This is a genomic window from Streptomyces sp. NPDC012935 (assembly GCF_042900345.1).
Classification (GTDB): Bacteria; Actinomycetota; Actinomycetes; order Streptomycetales; family Streptomycetaceae; genus Streptomyces.
The window spans coordinates 230325-251839 of record NZ_JBIBBC010000013.1 but is presented as its reverse complement, the minus strand read 5'-3'; the positions used below and the strand labels follow the sequence as shown (position 1 = coordinate 251839).

Sequence of the window (21515 nt, the reverse complement as noted above, 5' to 3'; positions counted from 1 at the left end):
GCCACAGCCACTGTCGGTCGGGGCACTGTCGGTCGGGAGCCGTCGGTCGGGGGCTGTCGGTCGGGGGCACTGTCAGTGCGGTACGGCATGATGCGTGGCGTGACCGGACGACTGATGCTCCTCGACACCGCCTCGCTCTACTTCCGCGCCTACTTCGGCGTCCCGGACTCCGTGAAGGCCCCGGACGGCACACCGGTGAACGCCGTGCGCGGGCTTCTCGACTTCATCGACCGCCTGGTCAAGGACCACCGCCCGGACGCGCTGGTGGCCTGCATGGACGCCGACTGGCGCCCCCAGTGGCGGGTTGATCTGATCCCCTCCTACAAGGCGCACCGCGTCGCCGAGGAGCACGAGGCGGGGCCGGACGAGGAGGAGGTGCCCGACACCCTGTCGCCGCAGGTGCCGGTCATCGAGGAGGTCCTGGACGCCCTCGGCATCGCGCGCGTGGGGGTCGAGGGGTACGAGGCCGACGACGTGATCGGCACGTTCACCGCGCGGGCGAAGGGCCCGGTCGACATCGTCACCGGCGACCGCGACCTGTACCAGCTGGTGGACGACGCGCGCGGGGTCCGGGTGCTGTACCCGCTCAAGGGCGTGGGCACCCTCCAGCTCACCGACGAGGCGTGGCTGCGCGAGAAGTACGGCGTGGACGGCCGCGGGTACGCCGATCTGGCGCTGCTGCGCGGCGACCCGAGCGACGGCCTGCCGGGCGTGCCCGGGATCGGCGAGAAGACGGCCGCGAAGCTCCTCACCGAGTTCGGCGACCTGGCCGGGATCATGGCGGCGGTCGACGACCCGAAGGCGAAGCTCACGCCCTCGCAGCGCAAGCGGCTGGACGAGTCGCGGCCGTACGTCGCCGTCGCCCCGACGGTAGTGCGGGTCGCGGCCGACGTCCCGCTGCCCGACGTCGACACGACGCTGCCGCGTGCGCCCCGGGATCCGGCGGGGCTGGACGAGCTGGCGGTGCGGTGGGGCCTGGGCGGGTCGCTGCAGCGGCTGCTGCTGACCCTGGGGGTGTGAGGACACCGGGGGCGCGCAGCGCGTCCCGAGCGTGCGCATGGGGCTCGTGGCGCGGGGAAGTCGGTCCCTGCGTGCGCGACGTGCACCACTTCATGAACGTTCATAGCGGCATTCGCCAGGGGGAGATGCTAACTTAGGTAAACCTAAGCTTGGAACGAGGGAGGCCAGTGATGGCACTACGCCCTGCCCGCAAGCCGCGGAAGCCCCACAGCGCGCAGGTCATCCGCACCGAACGGCTGACCCCGCACATGCAGCGTGTGGTGCTGGGTGGCGACGGGCTCGCCGATTTCGCGGCGGACACGTGCACCGACCATTACGTGAAGATGCTGTTCTCCCCCGCCGGCGTGAGCTACCCCGAGCCCTTCGACCTGGAGCGCATCCGCGAGGAGCTGCCGCGCGAGCAGTGGCCGGTGACGCGGACCTACACCGTGCGCGCTTGGGACCCCGAGCACCGTGAGCTGACGCTGGACTTCGTCCTGCACGGCGACGAGGGCCTGGCCGGGCCGTGGGCGATGCGCGCCCAGCCGGGCGAGACCGTGCGCTTCATGGGCCCCGGCGGCGCCTACGCCCCGGATCCGGATGCCGACTGGCATCTGCTCGTGGGGGACGAGAGCGCGCTGCCCGCGATCGCCCGCTCCCTCGAATCGTTGCCCGACGGCGCGAAGGCGTACGCCTTCGTGGAGATCGCCGGGCCCGAGGAGGAGCAGAAGATCGACTCCGACGTGGACGTCGTCTGGCTGCACCGCGGCTCGCGCCCCGTCGGCGAGGCGCTGGTCGAGGCCGTGCGCACGCTGGAGTTCCCCGAGGGCAGGGTGCAGGCGTTCGTGCACGGCGAGGCGCACTTCGTGAAGGAACTGCGTCAGCTCTTGCGGGTCGAGCGCGGGATGCCCCGCGAGGACCTGTCGATCTCCGGCTACTGGCGCCTCGGGCACGACGAGGACGGCTGGCAGGCCTCCAAACGGGACTGGAACGCGCGGATCGAGGCGGAGCAGGAGGGGTCGGCACCGGCCGCGTAGGCCTGCACACCTCCAAGGGGCGGCACCTTCAAAGGTGCCGCCCTTCGCCGTGCCCGGACGATCGCGAGGCGCTCGGCGGCGTGAGGACTTGGGCCCGCCCCGGACATGCCCACGTCATGCGGACGAAACAGCCCGTCCCTAATTTCTGTCGCCCGACAGGAACTCTCGCGCCGCTGTGCGAAAGCAGGTTGCCGCCATGACGAGCACCGCCCCCGCCGACGTCCGTCCCGACCCGCCCCACGACCCCGACGCGGGCTCCCTCGCCGCGTTCGGCTACCGGCAGGAACTGCACCGCAGCCTCGGCCGGTACGCGTCCTTCGCGGCGGGATTCTCCTTCATCTCCGTACTGACGACCGTCTTCCAGTTCTTCGCGTTCGGGTACGCGTTCGGCGGCCCCGTCTTCTTCTGGGCCTGGCCGGTGGTGCTCGCCGGGCAGCTGCTGGTGGCGGCCTGCTTCGCGGAGCTGGCCGCGCGCTACCCGATCTCGGGCGCGATCTACCAGTGGTCGTCACGCCTGTCGAACGTCACCTTCGGCTGGTTCGCCGGCTGGGTCATGGTGATCGGGCAGATCGTGGTGGTCGCGGCGGCGGCGCTGGCCCTGCAGATGGTGCTGCCCGCACTCTGGTCCGGCTTCCAGCTGATCGGCACCGACCCCGCGCCGACGTCGGCGGACGGCGCGGCCAACGCGGCGCTGCTCGGCGTCGTCCTGCTGACGCTCACCACGCTGGTGAACCTCCTCGACAACCGCGTCATGTCGGTGATCAACCGGGTCGGTGTGACCGCCGAGATCATCGGCGCCGTACTGATCATCGCGCTGCTGCTGACCCACTCCGAGCGCACACCCGGGATCACCTTCCACACCGCGGGCGCCGCCGAGTCGGGCTTGCTGGGCGCGCTGCTGGTCGGCTCGTTCACGGCGGCGTACGTGCTGATCGGCTTCGACAGCGCGGGCGAGATGAGCGAGGAGACACACCACCCACGCCGCACGGCGCCCCGCACGATCCTCACCGCGCTCGGTGCCGCCGGCCTGCTCGGTGGCCTGCTCGTCCTGGGCGGCCTGCTCGCCGCACCCAGCCTCACCGACGGCCGGCTGGCGGTCGACGGCCTGAGCTACGTCCTGACGAGCAGCCTGGGCGACGGCGTGGGCAGGGCCCTGCTGGCCGACGTGGTCGTGGCCATCACCGTGGCGACCCTCGCCATCCAGACGGCGGCCTGCCGGATGCTGTTCTCGATGGCCCGCGACGGCCAACTCCCCTTCTCCCGCCGCCTCGCCCGGGTCGATCCGCGCACCGGCATGCCCCGCGCACCCGCCGTGGTGGTCGGCGCCCTCGCGGCGGCCCTGCTGCTGCTCAACTTCGCCTCGCCGGAGGCGTTCCTGGCCATCGGTACGACGTGCATCGTGCTGCTGTACCTGGCGTACGCCATGGTCACCGGCCCCCTGCTGCTGGCCCGCCTGCGCGGCCGGTTCACCACCGGCGGCACCGACGAGACGGGCAACCCCCTGTTCTCCCTGGGCCGCTGGGGTGTCCCGGTCAATGCCCTCGCCCTCCTGTACGGCCTGTTCATGAGCGTCAACCTCGCCTGGCCGCGGGCGGCGGTGTACGACCCGGCGGGCGGGCACTGGTACTTCCAGTACTTCACCGTGCTGTTCCTGGGCGTGACGGTGGTCGCCGGAGTGGGATTCCGGGCGTACCGCCGGCGCAGCGGGGCTTCGACGCCCGTACCGGAGGCGGCGGTTGGGGAAGTGGCCGGATAGCCGGGCGCGGCGGCCCCGCGCGGCGCACCGTCCGGGTCAGTCGCCCTGCACGCGGGCGTGCAGATGCATGTCGTGCCAGCCGTCCCTGTGCAGGGCGGAGCTGCGCTTGGTGCCCTCCAGCAGGAAGCCGGCCTTGGCGGCGACACGGCAGGACGCCTCGTTGCGGATCGCGTGCAGCAGTTCGAGGCGATGGAAGCCGATGTCGTCGAGCGCCCAGCGGGCCAGGGTGGTCGTGGCGCGGGCCGCGACGCCCCGGCCGCGGGCCTCGGCGGTGGTCCAGTACGCGACCTCGGCCGTCCCGTCGTCGAGGTGGACCTCACGCAGGGCCACGCGCCCGAGCAGTTGGTCGCTCTCCGGGTCGACGACGGCCCATTGCGGTGCCCGCTCCTCGGTCCAGGCGGTCACCCACTCCTCGATCCAGCCGCTGACCTCGGCCACGGAGTCGGCGGCCCGCGCATGCCACTGGTGCATCACCGGGTCCTGGAAGGCGGCGTGCACGGCCGGCGCGTCCTCGGCCCGCCATGGGCGCAGGAGCAGGCCGTCACCGGTGCGGAGCGTGGGCTGCGGGATGCGGGCGAGGGTTCCGGCGGGCAGGACGGGACTGGTCAGGAAGGGCATGGGCGGGATCCTGCCAACCCGGGCGGACAGGTCCAACGGGTTTTCCGGCACCGTACGCTTGATCGTGATGAGACGCCGCACCCCGCCCCCACCCTCTCCCCTGCCGCAGCGCGACGGGATCGACGCGGTGCGGGTGCGCCTGCCCTTCGACGGGGCGTGGGCGACCGTGCGGGACCACCTGGTGGAGCGGCTGGCGGGAGCCGGGCCCGGCGTCGTCGCGGGGATGTTCGAGGCGGGGCGGGTCGTCGGGGCGGACGGGAAGGCGGTCCCGCCGGACGCGGCGTATGTGCCGGGGATGTTCGTGTGGTTCCACCGGGAGCTGCCCGCGGAGGTGCCGGTGCCGTTCGCGGTGGACGTCGTGTACCGCGACGAGCACATCGTCGTCGCCGACAAGCCGCACTTCCTCGCCACCACTCCGCGCGGCGGCCATGTCACCCAGACCGCGCTGGCGCGGCTGCGCCGGGAGCTGGGCATCCCGGCGCTGGGCGCCGCGCACCGGCTCGACCGGCTCACCGCGGGACTGGTCCTGTTCACGGTGCGGCCCGAGGAACGCGGCGCGTATCAGACGCTGTTCCGGGACAAGCTGGTGCGCAAGGAGTACGAGGCGGTGGCGCCGTACGATCCCGCGCTCGCCCTGCCCCGGACCGTGCGCAGCCGCATCCTGAAGGAGCGTGGGGTGCTCGCCGCCCGGGAGGTCGAGGGCGAGCCGAACGCCGTCACCGGGGTCGAGCTCGTCGGGCACCGGGCCGACGGATTGGCCCGCTACCGGCTGGCGCCCGCCACCGGCCAGACGCATCAGCTGCGGGTCCATATGAACGCCCTGGGCGTCCCGATCCTCGGCGACCCGCTCTACCCGGAGGTGACCGCCCCCGTCCCGGCCGACGACTTCCGGCGCCCGCTCCAACTGCTGGCGCGGGCCCTGGAGTTCACCGACCCGGTGACGGGGACGGAACACCGGTTCCGCAGCACGAGGGCCCTCGAAGCCTGGGCCTCGTACAGCGGTTGGGCAGGCGAGCCGCGTACCGAGTCGGCTCAGTAACCCCGCCACCACGTCAGGAAGCGCCGCCAGGCGCCCTTCGGCCGTACCGTTTCCGGGCTCGGGACGGGCTGTTGCGGTGCGACCGGCTGGGCGGCCGGAGCGGCGGCCGGCTGCGCCTGCGGGGTGCCCACGTGCCAGGTCGGGCGCTGGGGCGGGACCGGGGCGCGACCGGGCCGCTGCTTGATGTCCTGCGGCGGCTTCGGCGCGAAGCGGGCCGGCATCGCCACCAGGTGGGCCGATGCGATCGACTGCCGCCACTCCAGCTCGTCCTCGTCGCAGTCGAGTTCGAGGTCGGGCAGACGCATCAGGAGTGCGTCGACGCCGACCTCGGCGATGGCACGGCCGATGTCCGCGCCGGGACACTCGTGCGGGCCGCCGCCGAAGGCGAGGTGGGACCGGTTGCCCATCATGTTGGCGGACAGGTCGGGGCGTACCCGCGGGTCGACGTTGCCCGGGGCGGGGGCGAAGAGGAGCCCGTCGCCCTGACGGATGTGCTGACCGCCGAGCTCGGTGTCCTGCTTGGCGAAGTAGGCGAAGACGGTGCTGAACGGCGGTTCGTCCCACAGGGACTGTTCGACCGCCTGGGGAACCGTCATCTGGCCGCCGCTGAGCTGGGCGCGGAAGCGCGGGTCGGTGAGGACCACGCGCAGCACGTTCGCGAGGAGGTTGGTGGTGGCCTCGTAGGCGGCGATGAGCACGACCCGCAGGTGCTGGCCGATCTCGTCGTCGGTGAGCCGTGCCGGGTGGTTGATGAGGTGGGTCGCGAAGTCCTCCTCCGGCTGGGCCCGGCGCTTGGCCGTGAGCCGCATCAGCGCGTCCATGATGTACGCGTTGCTGGCGATCGCGGTCTCGGTGCCCTTGAGCATGTCGCGGGCGGCCTCGACGATGCGGTCGTTGTACTCGTCGGGCATGCCGAGGATCTCGCACATCACGGCCATCGGGAGGTGCTCGGCGAACTGGCTGACCAGGTCGGCGCGGCCCTCCTCGCAGAACCGGTTGACGAGGCGCTGTGTGGAGCGGTTGATGTGCCGGCGCATACCGCGGTGGTCGATGGTGGACATGGCACCGGTGACCGCGCTGCGCAGCCGCAGGTGTTCGTCACCTTCCGCGTGGGAGCAGATCGGCTGCCAGGCGATATGCGGCATCAGCGGGTGGTCGGGCTTGACCTGGCCCTCCAGAAGCGGGCTCCAGATGCGGCTGTCCCGGCAGAACTGCGAGGGTGTGCGCACCATGTGCAGGTTCTCGGTGTGGCCGAGGACCACCCACATCGGTACGTCGTCGTGGAGGAGCACGGGTGCCACCTCGCCGTGCTGCTCGCGCAGTTGCTCGTACAGCTCGCTCAGGTCCTCCGCCTCGTGGAGCCGGTGCAGTCCGCCGGGGCCCAGTCCGAGTCCGTGGGCGGGGCAGCCGGGCGGCGGGGTGGACAGGGAGTCGTGCGTACCGGTCGTGGAATGGGATTCAGGCATCACAGGGGTCGCTCCGAAGTGGATCCGGTGTCAGGGGAGTCAGGGCGGATGCGGACGCAGGGGGTCGCGGGGGCCGCCGGATGCACGGGGGTGGGACCGCTCCGGCGGACGGGCCTATTTGAGCGCGCCCGACATGGCGAGCGAGTGCAGGAAGCGCATCAGGGTCATCAGGACGTCGCGGCTGGAGGCCCGGCGGCGTACGTCGCACTCGACGATGGGGATCTCCGGGTCCAGGTCGAGGGCCGCGCGCAGATCGTCGACGGGGTAACGGGGCCCGTCGGGGAAGGAGTTGACGGCGACAACGAACGGCACCCCGCGCTCCTCGAGACGCCCTATCACGTCGAAACTGACTTCCAGCCGACGGGTGTCGATCAGCACGACCGCGCCCAGCGCGCCCTCGAACAGCCCGTTCCACAGGAACCAGAAGCGCTCCTGGCCGGGGGTGCCGAAGAGGTACAGCACGAGCTGGTCGGTGATGCTGATGCGGCCGAAGTCCATCGCCACCGTCGTGGCCGTCTTGGTGTCCGAGCCGAAGTTGTCGTCGACACCGATGCCGGCCTGCGTCATGGTCTCCTCGGTCGTCAGCGGCCTGATCTCGCTGACAGAGCCGACCATCGTCGTCTTGCCGACCCCGAAGCCGCCCACGATCACGATCTTGACCGCGGCCTCGGCCGTGTGCGGCAGCTGGTCCTCGGTCCGGGGACCGGGGATGGTGTCAGAGCCTTTGAAGTCCATGCATCACCGCTTCGAGAAGGGAACGGTCGGCGACGGACTGGCGCACGAGGGGGGCGCGCGCCGTCACCAGGTCGGCCGTCAGCATGTCGGTGAGCAGGACCGTCATCGCGCTGAACGGCAGATTCAGGTAGGCCGAGAGCTCGGCCACGGACAGAGGGGTCGTGCAGAGCCGGAGCAGCGCCGTCTGCTCGGGCGCGGAGGAGGGCGGTGGGACGGCGCTCGCCACGATTAAGGTGACCAGGTCGAGCTCGGCGCGCTCGGCGCCGTCCTTCCCCGCCACCACGAAGAGCCGTTCCGGGTTCTTCTTCACTCCCGGCCGGGGTGGCGGTGGCGGCGGGGGCAACGGCTCCTTGGGAAATCGCCGCTGGCGTTTCGGAGGAGTCATACGGTCTGCCCATTGCGCCTCGACGGACTGGTGAGATGGGCCCCGATGCGGCTGACGAGGTCCGACATGCGGTTGCTCATCAGTCCCGGTTCGGCGAACGTGTCGGAGAGCACGGCGAGATACGCGTTGGCACCGGCGGCCATCAGATAGAAATAGCCGCCGTTGATCTCGATGAGGACCATCTTCATCTTGCCGTCGCTGTTGGGGATCTCCGTGGCGACCGCGGTCGCCAGGCTCTGCAGACCGGCACAGGCCGCGGCGACGCGGTCGGCGGTGTCCGGGTCGCCGCCGTAGCGGGCGATGCGCAGTCCGTCGGCGGAGAGCACCACGATCATCTCGATGCCCGGTACGCCGTCGTGGAGCTCCTTGAGCATCCAGTCGAAGTTGGCGCGCTGCTGGATCACTTGAGGTCCCCCTCGTCGTCGGCCTCGGCACGGGCCGGTCGGCCCGGTTGGGTTCGCGGCTGGAGTGTGTAGGGGTCGGGCTTGTCCTTGAGTCCGTTCCAGAACGCCTCGACCCACGCACCGGGTGCGGGCTCGTCCACCGCCGGCTCGGGCTCGGGTTCCGGCTTGGCCGTCGACCAGATCGTCGGCCTGCCCTCCCGTTCGGCCTGCTCGATGGCCGCCTGCTCGGCGATCCGCTTGCTGAGCGGGGTCTTGACCCGGCTGCGGCGCTGCGGCAGCCCGTTGGCGGTCCACTCGGTGACCACGGGGACGTCGTCCTCCATGGAGACCGTCGCCGGGATCTTCGGGCTGGTGGGCCGCCGCTTCTTGGGGGTGCGCTTGGGACCTTCGAGGGCGCCGGGGCTGAGGTCGGGAGCGGCGGCGGCGCCGATGCCGTGGGCGTAGCCGGGCGCGGGGTCGGTGGTCAGCATCTCGCGCGGGATGATGAGGACCGCGCGGACACCGCCGTACGCGGAAGTGCGCAGGGAGACCTGCATGTTGAACGCGGTGCACAGACGGCCCACGACGGCGAGACCCAGCCGCGGGGACTCGCCGAGCTCCTGGAGGTCGCTGCCTTCCTTGGCGCGCTCCAGCATGTTCTCGACCCGGGCGCGGGCCTCCTCGCTGAGGCTGACGCCCGCGTCCTCGATCTCGATCGCGATGCCGGTCTGCACCTCGGTGGCGGTGACGTGCACCTCGGTCTGCGGCGGCGAGTACCGGGTGGCGTTGTCGAGGAGTTCGGCCGCGGCGTGGATGACCGGCTCGACGGAGATGCCGCGGACGTTGACCGAGACGATGGAGTCCAGCTTGATGCGGCGGTACTCCAGGATCCGGGACATGGCGCCGCGCAGCACGCTGTACAGCTGAACGGGGTTGGGCCACTGCCGGCCGGGGCGGCCGCCGCCGAGCACGGAGATGGAGTCGGCGAGGCGGCCGATCAGCATGGTGCCGTGGTCGATGCGCAGCAGGTCGTCGAAGACCTCGGGGTTACGGCCGTGGTCCTCCTCCATCTCCCGGAGTTCCTCGGACTGCTGGTGGACGATCGACTGGACGCGGCGGGCGATGTTGACGAAGGACCGCTGGGCGGAGTCGCGCAGGGCTTCCTCGCGGTCGACGATGTTGAGCATCGACTTCACCAACTCCACCTGCGCCGGTGGGAGTTGGGCGTAGGAGGGGTCGATCAGGGCGAGGTCGCGAATCACCTCATGGGGTGAATGGTCGCAGCGCAGCCGGTGGATCGCGGCGGGCGTGATCTCCGTTGCGAGGCGTTTCATCTCCTCGTCGTGGGAGGCGATACGCCGTTCCAGGTACGCAGCGTGACGGGCGTGCTCGGCGCGCACTTCCCGCAGGGCGCGACCGCGCCGCACCGCTTCGGCCACAGCTGCCAGCACCAGCAGCATGGCCACGGCGCCGCTCACACCGACGGCCGTCCGTGCCGGTTCAGCCACCACGGCGACGGCTGCTCCGGTCGCCGCGGCCATCAGTATCGCCGGGAGCAACAGTGCGCGCGTGTACGGGAGTTCACGGCGACTGGGCGGGGATTGAACGCTCACCATGTGGGCCCTCTGAAACGAATCGGGTGGGTGTAGGGGGAGCTTGCAGTGGGGTACGTCATGGGTATGTCGGAATCTTCTGCATGTTTGGGAACAAGCGCACGATTACACCTCAACTCGGTGCGCTGCGGGCGAGCTTAGTCCGACCGGATCATCGCCGTGTCATATTCAGCAAGCACCTGAAACGGGGCGCGCGGCGGTAGTACGCTCGGCTCCATTTATACGCTCGGATTACATTCGCACACGGCGTGTCACGGAGTACGGGTGTACGAAGAACACTCACCGTGACGGGTGAAGCCCGGGTTCCGGTCCCGGTCGGCGACTGGTTCAGATCCCGGCGATGCGCAGCGCCGCGTCGGCCGTGGCCTCGGCGAACACCGACACCGGGCGCTCCGGATCGGACCGGCGGACGAGGATGACGCCCTCGATCAGACCGAACAGCAGATCCGTACGCAGCTCCAGCTCGCTCTTGGCGAGTGCGCCGCCGGCGGCCGTGCCGGCGAGCAACTGGCGGTAGGCGTCCTTGAGTTCGGCGCGCACGGCGTGAAAGCCGGCGAACCGTTCGGCGCGCACCTCGGGCAGCAGGTAGAGCCCGCCGAGGTTGTGCGGCCCGCCGCACAACAGTTCCACGTCCGTGCGGCACAGTTCCCACAACCGGTCCTCGGCCGGAGCGGAGTCGTCGGCGAGGAGCTCACGGGCGTACGCGAGCGAGGGCGTGACCGTGGATTCCAGGAGCTCGGCGAGGAGCTCCTCCTTGCCGGAGACGTAGTGGTACATGGACGCCTGCCGCATGCCCGCCCGCTCGGCGACGGCGCGGGTGGTAGTGGCGGCGTAGCCCCGGGTGGTGAACAACTCGGCTGCGGCGGCGAGCAGTTCGTCGCGCGGCGAGAGGCCGCTGTCCGGCCGCTGCGCGGCCCGCGGCCTGCCGACCCGGCGACCTGCCGGTCCACCAGCTGTTCCCATGCGTTCGATCCTCGCACACGGCCCCGCCCAGGAGATCTTCCGGCGGACCGCGGACGCCCGCCGGGCGATCTCGGTGAGGGCTCGGTAACCGACCGGCAACACCCGGGCAATGCCGGTGACCCGCCCGGCTCCTAATTTCTGTCGCGCGACAGAAATGATCCCGCAGGCCCACTCCCGAGCCGGAGGTCCCGCGAATGGCGACAGCGACCACGTACGGAGCCCGTGACCATGCCCGTGCCCAGGAAGGGGCCCGCGCCGAGGCGATGCCCGTCGTCCCGGCCGCCGACTGGCCGGACCCGCCGTGCGAGGCGGGGCACCTGGTGTGGGCCGAGACGGTGGCGGGCGGCAACTACACGCACCGGGTGCTCGCCCGCGGCACGGAACTGCGGCTGACCGACCTGCGCGGTGACGCCTGCGCGCATCTGCTGCTGTATGCGGCCGACCGCGCCTGGGAGCGGCTGAACGTCGCCGACACGGTGAAGGTGCAGTGGAACGCCTACCTCGGCGAGGGCCGCCTGCTGCTCTCCGACCAGGGCCGCGTCCTCGCCTCCGTCGTCGCCGACACCTCCGGCCGGCACGACGCCCTGTGCGGCACCTCCACACTCGTACGCAACACCGCGCGGTACGGCGACGGCACCCCGCAGTCCCCCTCCCCCGCGGGCCGCGAACTGTTCAAGCTGGCCGCCGCGAAGAACGGCCTGGAGCCCCGGGATCTGCCGCCCTCGCTGTCCTTCTTCCAGGGCGTGGAGGTCCGCGAGGACGGCACCCTGGACTTCACCGGCTCGGCCGGACCCGGGGCGAGCGTGACCCTGCGCGCCGAGCAGGACGTGACCGTGCTGATCGCCAACGTGCCGCATCCGGTCGACCCCCGCGCCGAGTACGTCAGCACCCCGCTGGAGGTCCTCGCCTGGCGGGCCGGGGCGACGGCGCCCGGCGACCCCTTGTGGGACGCCACGCCCGAGGGCCGCCGCGCCTTCCTCAACACCGCCGAGTTCCTCGCCGCGAGGGGACTCGCATGAAGGCCGTCGTTCCCGCCCGCGCCGCCTGGTCGCACGTCGTCCGCGCGGGCGAGACGCTCACCGTCACCGACCTGCACGGCAACCAGGCCGTCGACTTCCTCGTCCACGACGCCCACGACACCTCGGTCCGCTACAGCGCCCCCGACACCATCCACGCCCAGGGCAGCATCTTCCTGACCACGGGCAGTGTGCTGATGTCGAACGAGCACACCCCGCTGATGACGGTGGTCGCGGACGACGTCGGCCGCCACGACACGGTCGGCGGCGCCTGCTCCAAGGAATCGAACACGCTCCGGTACGGTCACCACACCTGGTCGCAGCACGCGTGTGTGGACAACTTCCTCGCCGAGGGCGCCCAGTACGGCCTGGGCAAGCGCGACCTCGTCTCCAACATCAACTGGTACATGAACGTGCCGGTCGACAAGGACGGCACCCTCGGCATCGTCGACGGCATCTCCGCACCCGGCCTCTCCCTGACCCTGCGCGCCGAGTGCGATGTCCTGGTTCTGGTCTCCAACTGCCCCCAGATCAACAACCCCTGCAACGGATTCGAGCCGACGCCCGTGCAGATGACGGTCACCGAGGCGGGCAGCGCATGAGCTTCGACACGCTGCTCGTGGCCAACCGGGGCGAAATAGCGGTCCGGATCATCCGCACGGCACACGAACTGGGCCTCAGGACAGTGGCGGTGTACTCCGACGCCGACCGGTCCGCGCCCCACGTCCGGCTCGCCGACCGGGCCGTACGGCTCGGCCCCGCGCCCGCGAAGGAGTCGTACCTCGACGCCGACCTGATCCTGAAGGCGGCCAAGGACAGCGGCGCCGGGGCGATCCACCCCGGGTACGGCTTCCTGTCGGAGGACGCGGGGTTCGCCCGGCGCTGCGAGGACGCCGGGATCGTGTTCGTCGGCCCGACGCCCGAGCAGCTGGAGCTGTTCGGCGCCAAGCACACGGCGCGGGCGGCGGCCGCGGCGGCGGGCGTACCGCTGGCACCGGGCACGGGACTGCTCGGGTCGCTCGCCGAGGCACTCGAAGAGGCCCAGATCATCGGCTATCCCGTCATGCTCAAGGCAACCGGCGGCGGTGGCGGAATCGGCATGTCGGCATGTCGCTCCGCCGACGAACTGACCGATTCCTGGGAGCGCGTCCAGCGAGCCGCCGCGACCTCCTTCTCCTCGGCCGGTGTCTTCCTGGAACGACTCGTCGAGCGCGCCCGCCACATCGAGGTCCAGGTCTTCGGCGACGGCGAGGGCGCGGTGGTGACCTTCGGCGACCGGGACTGCACGCTGCAGCGCCGCAACCAGAAGGTGGTGGAGGAGGCACCTGCGCCCGGGCTGCCGGCCCGCATGCGCGAGCAACTGGCCGCCTCCGCCCGCGACTTGTGCGCCTCGGTGGGATACCGCTCCGCCGGAACCGTCGAGTTCGTGTACGACGCCGCCCGCGAGGAGGCGTACTTCCTGGAGGTCAACACCCGCCTCCAGGTGGAGCACCCCGTCACGGAGGAGATCTACGGCGTCGACCTGGTCGCCTGGATGCTGCGCCTGGCGCGCGGCGAGCGCGACGTCGTCCGTGACCCGGGCACCCCGCGCGGCCACGCCGTCGAGGCCCGCCTCTACGCCGAGGACCCGGCGCGCGATCACCGGCCCGGCGCGGGCCTGTTGACCCGGGTCGAGTTCCCGCGCGGAGTGCGGGTCGACGGCTGGGTCGAGACGGGCACCGAGGTGACGACGTCGTACGACCCGCTGCTCGCGAAGATCATCGCGTACGGCCCCGACCGCCCACACGCGGTGCGCAGGCTGGACGAAGCGCTGTCCCGCACCCGGGTCGACGGCATCGAGACGAACCTCGGCCTGCTGCGCGCGGCGCTCGCCGACCGCCGTTTTCGCGAAGCCACCCACTCGACGGCGACCCTCGCGACCGTCACCGACCCGACGCCCCGCATCGAGGTGGTCACCGGCGGCACCCTCACCACCGTGCAGGACTGGCCGGGCCGCACCGGCCACTGGCAGGTCGGCGTGCCGCCCAGCGGCCCGATGGACGACCTGTCCTTCCGGCTCGGCAACCGGGCGCTGGGCAACCCCGAGGGCGCCGCGGGACTCGAATGCACGCTCCAGGGGCCGGCGTTGAGGTTCACGCACGCCACCACCGTGTGCGTGACGGGTGCCCCGGCCGCGGTCACCGTCGACGGTACGGCGGCAGTGCAGTGGGAGCCGGTGACGGTGCCGGCGGGAGCCGTACTGGAGGTCGCAGCGCCGGCCGAGCACGGTCTGCGGACGTACGTCCTCGTCGCGGGCGGTCTCGACGTCCCCGCGTTCCTGGGCAGCGCGAGCACCTTCACGCTCGGGCGCTTCGGCGGCCACGGCGGGCGCACGCTGCGGACGGGCGACGTACTGCACGGCGGGGCGGTCACCGAGGGAACCCCGGTCCCTGTGCCGGACCGCCCGTCCTTCGGCGCCGTGTGGCAGGTGGCCGCCGTCGAAGGACCGCACGCCGCGCCGGAGTTCTTCACCGAGGACGACGTCCGCGACTTCTACGCCGCCGACTGGAAGGTGCACTTCAACTCCGCGCGGACCGGCATACGGCTCGTCGGCCCGAGGCCGCGCTGGGCGCGCACCGACGGCGGCGAGGCGGGCCTGCACCCGTCCAACATCCATGACACGCCGTACTCCGTCGGCGCCGTCGACTACACCGGCGACATGCCGGTGCTGCTCGGCCCGGACGGCCCGTCGCTGGGCGGGTTCGTGTGCCCGGCGACCGTGATCAGCGCCGAGCGCTGGAAGCTGGGGCAGCTGCGCCCGGGTGACACCGTGCGCTTCCTGCCGGTGGACGTGGCCGGCGCGCCCCGCCCGGCCCTCGTGGACGGCGGCGTCCTCGCCCGCGACGGCGATGTGACGTACCGCCGCAGCGGTGACGACAATCTGCTGGTCGAGTTCGGGCCGATGCAGCTGGACCTGGCCCTGCGCATGCGCGTCCACGCGCTGATGGAGACGGTGGCCGGGGCGGGCCGGGACGGCATCGCCGACCTGACCCCGGGCATCCGCTCCCTCCAGATCCGCACGGATCCGGCCCGGCTGCCCCAGCACGAACTCCTCGCCGAGGTGCGGGAGATGGTCTCCTCCCTGCCGCCCACGGACGAACTCGTGGTCCCCTCCCGCACCGTCCATCTCCCCCTGTCCTGGGACGACCCGGCCACCCGCGAGGCGATCGCCCGCTATATGGCGGGAGTGCGCGACGACGCGCCCTGGTGCCCGTGGAACATCGAGTTCATCCGCCGCGTCAACGGCCTGGCGTCGGTCGAGGACGTGTACCGCACGGTCTTCGAGGCGGAGTACCTGGTCCTGGGGCTGGGCGACGTGTACCTGGGCGCCCCGGTGGCGACCCCGCTGGACCCCCGCCACCGTCTGGTGACCACCAAGTACAACCCGGCACGCACCTGGACGGCGGAGAACTCGGTCGGGATCGGCGGGGCGTACCTGTGCGTCTACGGCATGGAGGGGCCCGGCGGCTACCAGTTCGTGGGCCGCACGACACAGGTGTGGTCGGGGTGGCAGCAACGCGGTGCGTTCGAGCCGGGGTCGCCCTGGCTGCTGCGGTTCTTCGACCGGATCAGGTGGTACCCGGTGGGCGCCGAGGAACTTCTGGAGCTGCGGGCGGACCTCACGTCCGGGCGGTTCGTGCCGCGCATCGAGGAGGGCACGTTCTCGCTCGCCGGGTACCGGGCCTTCCTGGACGAGCACGCCGAGTCGATCGCGCAGTTCAGGGCCCGCCAGCAGACGGCCTTCGCGGCGGAGCGGGACGCGTGGGAGGCGGCCGGCGAGTTCACGCGGGCGGAGGCGGCCGTGGCGCCCGTCGCACCCTCGGCCGAGGTGGACGTCCCGGCCGGCGGCCGGCTCGTGGAGGCCGAATTCGCCGCGTCCGTCTGGCAGGTGAACGTCCGGCCCGGTGACGAGGTGACGGCCGGGCAGCAGCTGCTCGCCCTGGAGGCGATGAAGATGGAGTCCAGGGTGCACGCGCCGGTCGCCGGCGTGGTCGCCGAGATCCTGGCCGGGCCCGGGGACCAGGTGGAGGCGGGAACGGCTCTGGTGGTCCTCGCGCCCACCCGATGAAACGGCCCGGCCCGGTCGGCCCGTCAACCGAGCTCGCAGACAGGTGAGTCGAAAGTCGAGGAGCACCACATGTCCACCACCGTCTCCCGCGTCCGCGCCGCCTACGCCCGTATCGAGGCCACGGGCCGCCCCGAGATCTGGATCGGCCTGCGCCCGCAGGAGGAGGTGGAGGCGCAGGCGTGGCTGATCGACGAGCGGGTGCGCGGCGGGGAACGACTTCCGCTCGCGGGGCGGCTGTTCGCCGCCAAGGGCAACATCGACGTCGCCGGTCTCCCGACGACGGCGGGCTGCCCTTCGTACGCCTACGTCCCCGCAGCCGACGCGCCCGTCGTCGCCCGGCTGCGCGCGGCCGGTGCGATCGTGCTCGGCACCACCAACCTCGACCAGTTCGCGACGGGCCTGGTCGGCACCCGCTCCCCCTACGGCGCGGTCCGGTGCGCCCATGACCCGGCCAGGATCAGTGGCGGCTCCAGCTCCGGCTCGGCCGTCGCGGTGGCACTCGGGATCGTCGACTTCGCGCTCGGCACGGACACGGCCGGCTCGGGCCGGGTCCCGGCCGCCTTCAACGGCATCGTCGGCCTCAAGCCCACCCGGGGACTGGTGCCGACGACGGGCGTCGTCCCCGCCTGCGCGTCGATCGACTGCGTGACGGTGTTCGCGCGCACACTCCCGGAAGCCGAGCAGGCACTGTCGTTCATGGCGTCCACGCCTGCCCGCGCCCTGCCCGCACTCCCTGGGCGGTCGCCGGGACCCTGGCGCATCGCGGTCCCGCCGACACACCGGCTCGGCGAACTGGACGAGGGCTGGGCCGAGGCCTACGAGGCGGCCGTACGGCAGCTCGCCGCCGCGGGCGTCGACATCCGCCCTGTCGACCTCACCCCCTTCACCGAGGCCGCCGCGATGCTGTACGAGGGCGCCTTCGTCGCCGAGCGCTACACGGCCGTGGGGAGCTTTGTCGACAAGGCGGTGGCCGAGGGTGACGCGGCCCTCGATCCCACCGTCGCCGGCATCATCACCCGTGCCCGCGGCATCCCGGCCCACCGCCTGTTCGCCGACCAGGACCGGCTCGCCGCCCTGCGTGCACGCGCCGAGGCCGAACTCGCGGACGCGGACGCCCTGTTGCTCCCCACCGCGCCGGGCCACCCGACCCTCGCCGAGGTGGCCGCGGACCCGCTCGGCGCCAACGCCCGGCTGGGCCGCTTCACCAACTCCACGAACCTGTTCGATCTGGCGGCCGTCGCCGTCCCGGCCGGTGAGGTGAACGGCCTGCCCTTCGGCGTGATGCTGATCGGCCCCGCGTTCACGGACGAGCGGCTGGCCCGGATCGCCGGCCTGCTTGAGCCGGAGGTCCGCGTCGCGGTGGTCGGGGCGCACCTCACGGGCCAGCCCCTCAACCCACAGCTCCTCGCCCTGGGCGCCCGTTTCGACCGTACGATCGCCACGGCCCCCGTCTACCGGCTGCACGCACTGCCCACCTCCCCGCCCAAGCCGGGCCTGGTCCATGTCGGTCAGGGCGTCGGCGCCGGCGAGGGAGGAGCGGCGATCGAGGCGGAGGTGTGGCGGCTCCCGGCGGCGGGGCTCGGCCGGCTCCTCGCCGAGTTGCCCCGGCCGATGGCCCTGGGGCGGGTGGAACTGGCGGACGGCAGCCACGTCACGGGGTTCGTGTGCGAGCCCGCGGCCCTGGCGGACGCCGAGGACATCACGTCGTACGGTGGCTGGCGGGCGTATCTCGGGAGCGGCCGCGCCTGAAAACACGAAGGGCAAGGACGTCACGCTCTCCTTGCCACTATTAACTTATAACGCATTGGGGGGCTTGCGGCAAGGCCCCCCTCTTGCCGCAGAATCTCCGGCCTAAGGCCAAGACCTGCGGAAACGGGGAGTCACGTAGTGCGTGTGTTGTTGTCGACCTATGGGTCGCGCGGAGATGTCGAACCCCTCGCGGCACTCACGGTGCCCCTGCGGGAACTCGGCGCAGAGGTGCGGGTGTGCGCGCCGCCGGACGAGGACTTCGCGCGGCGGTTGGCCGAGGTCGGTGTATCGATGGTGCCGGTCGGACCGTCGGCCCGTGAGCTGACGCAGGCGGTGCCACCGCCGTCGATGCCCGAGCGTGCGGCCCAGGTGATCGCCGCCCAGTTCGAGGCGGTCGCCGCGGCGGCCGAGGGCTGCGATCTGCTGATGGCGACCGGCATGATGCCGGCCGCGGCCGGCGCGCGGTCGGTGGCCGAGAAGCTCGGTATCCCGTCGGTGTCCGTGACCTTCCAGCAGCTCACCCTGCCGTCGCCGCACCGCCGGCCGCTGGCCTACCGGGGCCGGCCGTTCCCGCCGGAGGTGACCGACAACCGGGCTCTGTGGGACCTGGACGCGCAGAGCATCAACGAGCTGTTCGCTGAGGCGCTCAACACGAACCGGGCGTCGAACGGCCTGCCGCCGGTGGACGACGTCCGCGACCACGTCTTCGGCGACAGCCCGTGGGTGGCCACGGACCCGGTCCTGGACCCGTTGCACGAAATGCCGGGCCTCGACGTCGTCCAGACCGGTGCGTGGGTCCTCCCCGACGACCGTCCGCTGCCGGCCGATCTGGTGGCGTTCCTGGACGCCGGTACCGCGCCGGTGTACGTGGGCTTCGGCAGCATGCCCATGCATGCCGCGGCGGACGCCGCCCAGGTGGCCATCGACGCGGTTCGCGCGCAGGGCCGCCGCGTCCTCGTCTCCCGTGGCTGGGCCGATCTCGCCCTGATCGACGACCAGGACGACTGCTTCGCCGTGGGCGAGGCCAACCACCAGGCGCTCTTCCACCGGGTGGCCGCCGTCATGCACCACGGCGGTGCGGGTACGACGTCCACGGCCGCCCGAGCCGGTGCGCCCCAGGTCGTGGTGCCCCAGCTGGCCGACCAGCCGTACTGGGCCGGCCGCGTGGCCGACCTGGGCATCGGCGCGGCACACGACGGTCCGACACCGACCTTCGATTCCCTGTCGGCCTCGCTCGACGCGGCCCTGAACCCCGAGACCCGCGCCCGTGCGGCCGCCGTGGCGGCGACGATGCGTACCGACGGGGCGGCCGTGGCCGCGAAGCTGCTGCTCGACATGGCCGGCTGACCCTGGCCGCCCGCGTCCGCGTGAACCACGCGTGTTCTTCCCAGGCGCCGCCTTTCGCCGCGCGATGGTCGCCATCGACCGCACATTCGGAGCAACTGCCATGACATACCTGACCACCCGCGCGTTCGACCTTCCCGACCGTCTCTCCCCCAAGGCCGACCCGAAGCTGATCGCAGCCGACGAGCAGCACTTCGCGGCCATCGCGCGCTGCCTCGAGGAGACGATCGCCGAGCTGACCGACCGCCTCGACGCCGCGCGCAGGGCACCCGGCGGCATGGGCCGGGACGCCATGGACCGGGACACGGAGATCCACCGGCTGACCGCCCGCCTGCGCACCCTGCACCGTTTCGGCCTGGACCTGTGCCTCGGGCACATGGTCGGCGCGGACGACTCCGAGCCCGTGTACGTGGGGCGGCTCGGCCTGACCGACAGCACGGGCCGGCGCCTGCTGCTCGACTGGCGCTCCCCCGCGGCCGAGCCGTTCTTCGGAGCCACCCACGCCGACCCGATGGGCCTGGCGAGCCGCCGCAGGTACCGCTGGACCCGCGGCCGGATCAGCGACTACTGGGACGAGGTGTTCACCCCGGACGGGTTCGCCGGTCACCATGCCTCGCTCGACGACCAGTCCGCCTTCATCGCCAGCCTGGGCAGCGACCGGTCGCCGCGGATGCGGGACGTGCTCGGCACCATCCAGGCCGACCAGGACGCCATCATCCGCGCGGGGTCGCGCGGCGCCCTCGTCGTCGACGGCGGCCCCGGTACGGGGAAGACCGTCGTCGCCCTGCACCGCTCCGCCTACCTCCTGTACTCCGACCCCCGGCTCGGGCACCGCCGGGGCGGCGTGCTGTTCGTCGGTCCGCACCGGCCGTACCTGGACTACGTCTCCGACGTCCTTCCCAGCCTCGGTGAGGAGGGCGTGCAGACCTGCATCCTGCGTGACCTCGTCGCCGAGGGAGCCACGGCAACCGTCGAGGCCGACCCGGAGGTGGCCCGTCTGAAGTCGTCCGCAGACCTGGTGAAGGCGCTCGAGAAGGGCGTCAGGTTCTACGAGGAGCCGCCCACGGAGGGCATGACGGTCACGACCCACTGGTCCGACATCTGGCTGAGCGCCACCGACTGGGCCGTGGCGTTCGAGGCGGCGGAGCCGGGTACTCCGCACAACGAGGCGCGCGAGCAGGTCTGGGAGGAACTGCTCACGATCCTGGTGGACAAGCACGAGGGCGACGCCTCCGGTGACGACGCAGCCGTCTCGCCGGACCTGGTCCGCAGGTCGCTGAGGCGGAACAGGGAACTGCTCACGGCCTTCAACCGCGCCTGGCCCCTGCTCGAAGCGGCCGACCTCGTCTCCGACCTGTGGTCCGTCCCCGCCTACCTGCGGCTGTGTGCTCCCTGGCTCAGCCGCGACGAGGTGCACAAGCTGCAGCGCGCGGACGCCCAGGCCTGGACGGTGTCCGACCTGCCGTTCCTGGACGCGGCACGGCAGCGGCTCGGGGACCCGGAGGCGGCACGGAGCAAGCGCCGGCACGCGGCCGTCATCGCGGCCCAGCGCGAGCGCATGACCCAGGTGGTCGACAACCTGATCGAGGCCGTGGCCAACTCCGGTGCCGACGGCGACGACGGCATTGGCCTGGTGACGATGCTGCGCGGCGAGGACGCCCAGGTCAGCCTCGTCGACGAGTCCGAGGTCCTGACGGCCGACCCGGACCTGCTCGCCGGCCCGTTCGCACACGTCGTCGTGGACGAGGCCCAGGAACTCACCGACGCGGAGTGGCAGATGCTGCTGCTGCGCTGCCCGTCCCGGAGCTTCACCATCGTGGGTGACCGCGCCCAGGCCAGGCAGGGCTTCACGGAGTCGTGGCAGGAACGGCTCAAGCGCATCGGGCTCGACCGGATCGACCTGGCTTCCCTGAGCCTCAACTACCGGACTCCGGAAGAGATCATGACGGAGGCGGAGCCGGTCATCCGGGCGGCGCTCCCGGACGCCAATGTGCCGACGTCCATCCGCAGCGGTGGGGTTCCCGTCACACACGGATCCCTGTCGGACCTCGGCTCGATCCTGGACAACTGGCTCACCGAGCATGCCGAAGGCACAGCCTGCGTCATCGGCTCCCCCGCGTTCGCCCCTACGGACCGCGTCCGCTCATTGACACCGGAACTGTCGAAGGGTCTGGAGTTCGACCTGGTCGTGCTGGTCGACCCGGACGAGTTCGGCGACGGGATCGAAGGAGCGGTGGACCGCTACGTGGCAATGACCCGAGCAACCCAGCAGCTGGTGATCCTCACCAGCCCCTCATGACCGGC

Annotated in this window: 17 protein-coding genes; 10 read left to right on the top strand and 7 right to left on the bottom strand. The window is 71.9% G+C overall.

What is annotated here, in order from left to right:
- The first annotated feature begins 90 nt into the window (after nt 1–90).
- The 3 genes from ACFY5C_RS28725 (at nt 91) to ACFY5C_RS28715 (ending at nt 3792) form a co-directional block, all read left to right on the top strand.
- Nucleotides 91–1020, top strand: a complete 930-nt coding sequence (locus ACFY5C_RS28725; RefSeq protein WP_389449213.1) for a 5'-3' exonuclease H3TH domain-containing protein — start codon at nt 91–93, stop codon at nt 1018–1020.
- A 170-nt stretch (nt 1021–1190) separates the two neighbouring features.
- Nucleotides 1191–2036 carry a siderophore-interacting protein gene (locus tag ACFY5C_RS28720; protein WP_389449171.1) on the top strand — a complete coding sequence of 282 codons (846 nt, stop codon included), beginning with the start codon at nt 1191–1193 and terminating at the stop codon, nt 2034–2036.
- A 196-nt stretch (nt 2037–2232) separates the two neighbouring features.
- Nucleotides 2233–3792 (top strand): amino acid permease, encoded by a 1560-nt coding sequence (locus ACFY5C_RS28715; protein ID WP_389449168.1) that lies wholly within the window; start codon nt 2233–2235, stop codon nt 3790–3792.
- A 36-nt stretch (nt 3793–3828) separates the two neighbouring features.
- On the opposite strand, the gene ACFY5C_RS28710 is transcribed toward ACFY5C_RS28715, so the two are convergent.
- Nucleotides 3829–4410 carry a GNAT family N-acetyltransferase gene (locus ACFY5C_RS28710; protein ID WP_389449165.1) on the bottom strand — a complete coding sequence of 194 codons (582 nt, stop codon included), beginning with the start codon at nt 4408–4410 and terminating at the stop codon, nt 3829–3831.
- A 67-nt stretch (nt 4411–4477) separates the two neighbouring features.
- Between ACFY5C_RS28710 and ACFY5C_RS28705 the strand changes: the two genes are divergently transcribed.
- Entirely contained in the window at nt 4478–5449 is a 972-nt protein-coding gene (locus ACFY5C_RS28705; protein WP_389449162.1) for an RluA family pseudouridine synthase, read from the top strand.
- On the opposite strand, the gene ACFY5C_RS28700 is transcribed toward ACFY5C_RS28705, so the two are convergent.
- The 6 genes from ACFY5C_RS28700 to ACFY5C_RS28675 form a co-directional block, all read right to left on the bottom strand.
- The gene (locus ACFY5C_RS28700) at nt 5443–6918 is read right to left on the bottom strand and encodes a cytochrome P450 (protein ID WP_389449159.1); all 1476 of its coding nucleotides are present in this window, start codon (nt 6916–6918) and stop codon (nt 5443–5445) included. The two genes, ACFY5C_RS28705 and ACFY5C_RS28700, sit on opposite strands and share 7 nt — an antisense overlap.
- Nucleotides 6919–7029: 111 nt before the next feature.
- Entirely contained in the window at nt 7030–7650 is a 621-nt protein-coding gene (locus ACFY5C_RS28695) for an ATP/GTP-binding protein (protein ID WP_328428877.1), read from the bottom strand.
- On the bottom strand, nt 7631–8035 hold the full coding sequence (locus ACFY5C_RS28690; protein WP_389449156.1) for a DUF742 domain-containing protein: 405 nt from the start codon (nt 8033–8035) through the stop codon (nt 7631–7633). The genes ACFY5C_RS28695 and ACFY5C_RS28690 overlap by 20 nt, the downstream gene beginning before the upstream one ends.
- Nucleotides 8032–8439: a roadblock/LC7 domain-containing protein gene (locus tag ACFY5C_RS28685; RefSeq protein WP_328428875.1), complete on the bottom strand. Its 408-nt coding sequence runs from the start codon at nt 8437–8439 to the stop codon at nt 8032–8034. Before ACFY5C_RS28685 ends, ACFY5C_RS28690 begins: the two co-directional genes overlap by 4 nt.
- Nucleotides 8436–10034 carry a sensor histidine kinase gene (locus tag ACFY5C_RS28680; protein ID WP_389449153.1) on the bottom strand — a complete coding sequence of 533 codons (1599 nt, stop codon included), beginning with the start codon at nt 10032–10034 and terminating at the stop codon, nt 8436–8438. The genes ACFY5C_RS28685 and ACFY5C_RS28680 overlap by 4 nt, the downstream gene beginning before the upstream one ends.
- A 324-nt stretch (nt 10035–10358) precedes the next feature.
- The gene (locus ACFY5C_RS28675) at nt 10359–10994 is read right to left on the bottom strand and encodes a TetR/AcrR family transcriptional regulator (RefSeq protein WP_389449151.1); all 636 of its coding nucleotides are present in this window, start codon (nt 10992–10994) and stop codon (nt 10359–10361) included.
- A 194-nt stretch (nt 10995–11188) separates the two neighbouring features.
- On the opposite strand from ACFY5C_RS28675, the gene ACFY5C_RS28670 reads away from it, so the two are divergent.
- The 6 genes from ACFY5C_RS28670 to helR all read left to right on the top strand — a co-directional run bounded on the left by ACFY5C_RS28670 (nt 11189) and on the right by helR (nt 21510).
- Complete coding sequence (locus tag ACFY5C_RS28670) at nt 11189–12013, top strand: urea amidolyase associated protein UAAP1 (protein ID WP_389449148.1); 825 nt, start codon at nt 11189–11191, stop codon at nt 12011–12013.
- Complete coding sequence (locus ACFY5C_RS28665) at nt 12010–12612, top strand: urea amidolyase associated protein UAAP2 (protein WP_389449145.1); 603 nt, start codon at nt 12010–12012, stop codon at nt 12610–12612. The genes ACFY5C_RS28670 and ACFY5C_RS28665 overlap by 4 nt, the downstream gene beginning before the upstream one ends.
- On the top strand, nt 12609–16118 hold the full coding sequence (locus tag ACFY5C_RS28660) for a 5-oxoprolinase/urea amidolyase family protein (protein ID WP_389449142.1): 3510 nt from the start codon (nt 12609–12611) through the stop codon (nt 16116–16118). The genes ACFY5C_RS28665 and ACFY5C_RS28660 overlap by 4 nt, the downstream gene beginning before the upstream one ends.
- A gap of 69 nt (nt 16119–16187) precedes the next feature.
- Entirely contained in the window at nt 16188–17867 is a 1680-nt protein-coding gene (gene atzF / locus ACFY5C_RS28655) for an allophanate hydrolase (protein WP_389449139.1), read from the top strand.
- Nucleotides 17868–18011: 144 nt separating this feature from the next.
- A complete protein-coding gene (locus tag ACFY5C_RS28650; RefSeq protein WP_389449210.1) occupies nt 18012–19214 on the top strand; it encodes a glycosyltransferase in 1203 nt (400 codons plus the stop codon).
- 100 nt (nt 19215–19314) lie between these two features.
- A complete protein-coding gene (helR, locus tag ACFY5C_RS28645) occupies nt 19315–21510 on the top strand; it encodes an RNA polymerase recycling motor ATPase HelR (protein WP_389449136.1) in 2196 nt (731 codons plus the stop codon).
- Nucleotides 21511–21515: the final 5 nt, after the last annotated feature.

Excerpts from the sequence above, each read along its gene's own strand:
- helR (WP_389449136.1), top strand. The coding sequence starts at position 19,315 with ATGACATACCTGACCACCCGCGCGTTCGACCTTCCCGACCGTCTCTCC.
- ACFY5C_RS28715 (WP_389449168.1), top strand. The coding sequence starts at position 2,233 with ATGACGAGCACCGCCCCCGCCGACGTCCGTCCCGACCCGCCCCACGAC.
- atzF (WP_389449139.1), top strand. The coding sequence starts at position 16,188 with ATGTCCACCACCGTCTCCCGCGTCCGCGCCGCCTACGCCCGTATCGAG.
- ACFY5C_RS28695 (WP_328428877.1), bottom strand. The coding sequence starts at position 7,650 with ATGGACTTCAAAGGCTCTGACACCATCCCCGGTCCCCGGACCGAGGAC.
- ACFY5C_RS28710 (WP_389449165.1), bottom strand. The coding sequence starts at position 4,410 with ATGCCCTTCCTGACCAGTCCCGTCCTGCCCGCCGGAACCCTCGCCCGC.
- ACFY5C_RS28670 (WP_389449148.1), top strand. The coding sequence starts at position 11,189 with ATGGCGACAGCGACCACGTACGGAGCCCGTGACCATGCCCGTGCCCAG.
- ACFY5C_RS28725 (WP_389449213.1), top strand. The coding sequence starts at position 91 with ATGCGTGGCGTGACCGGACGACTGATGCTCCTCGACACCGCCTCGCTC.
- ACFY5C_RS28720 (WP_389449171.1), top strand. The coding sequence starts at position 1,191 with ATGGCACTACGCCCTGCCCGCAAGCCGCGGAAGCCCCACAGCGCGCAG.
- ACFY5C_RS28680 (WP_389449153.1), bottom strand. The coding sequence starts at position 10,034 with ATGGTGAGCGTTCAATCCCCGCCCAGTCGCCGTGAACTCCCGTACACG.
- ACFY5C_RS28675 (WP_389449151.1), bottom strand. The coding sequence starts at position 10,994 with ATGGGAACAGCTGGTGGACCGGCAGGTCGCCGGGTCGGCAGGCCGCGG.
- ACFY5C_RS28660 (WP_389449142.1), top strand. The coding sequence starts at position 12,609 with ATGAGCTTCGACACGCTGCTCGTGGCCAACCGGGGCGAAATAGCGGTC.
- ACFY5C_RS28665 (WP_389449145.1), top strand. The coding sequence starts at position 12,010 with ATGAAGGCCGTCGTTCCCGCCCGCGCCGCCTGGTCGCACGTCGTCCGC.
- ACFY5C_RS28690 (WP_389449156.1), bottom strand. The coding sequence starts at position 8,035 with ATGACTCCTCCGAAACGCCAGCGGCGATTTCCCAAGGAGCCGTTGCCC.
- ACFY5C_RS28705 (WP_389449162.1), top strand. The coding sequence starts at position 4,478 with ATGAGACGCCGCACCCCGCCCCCACCCTCTCCCCTGCCGCAGCGCGAC.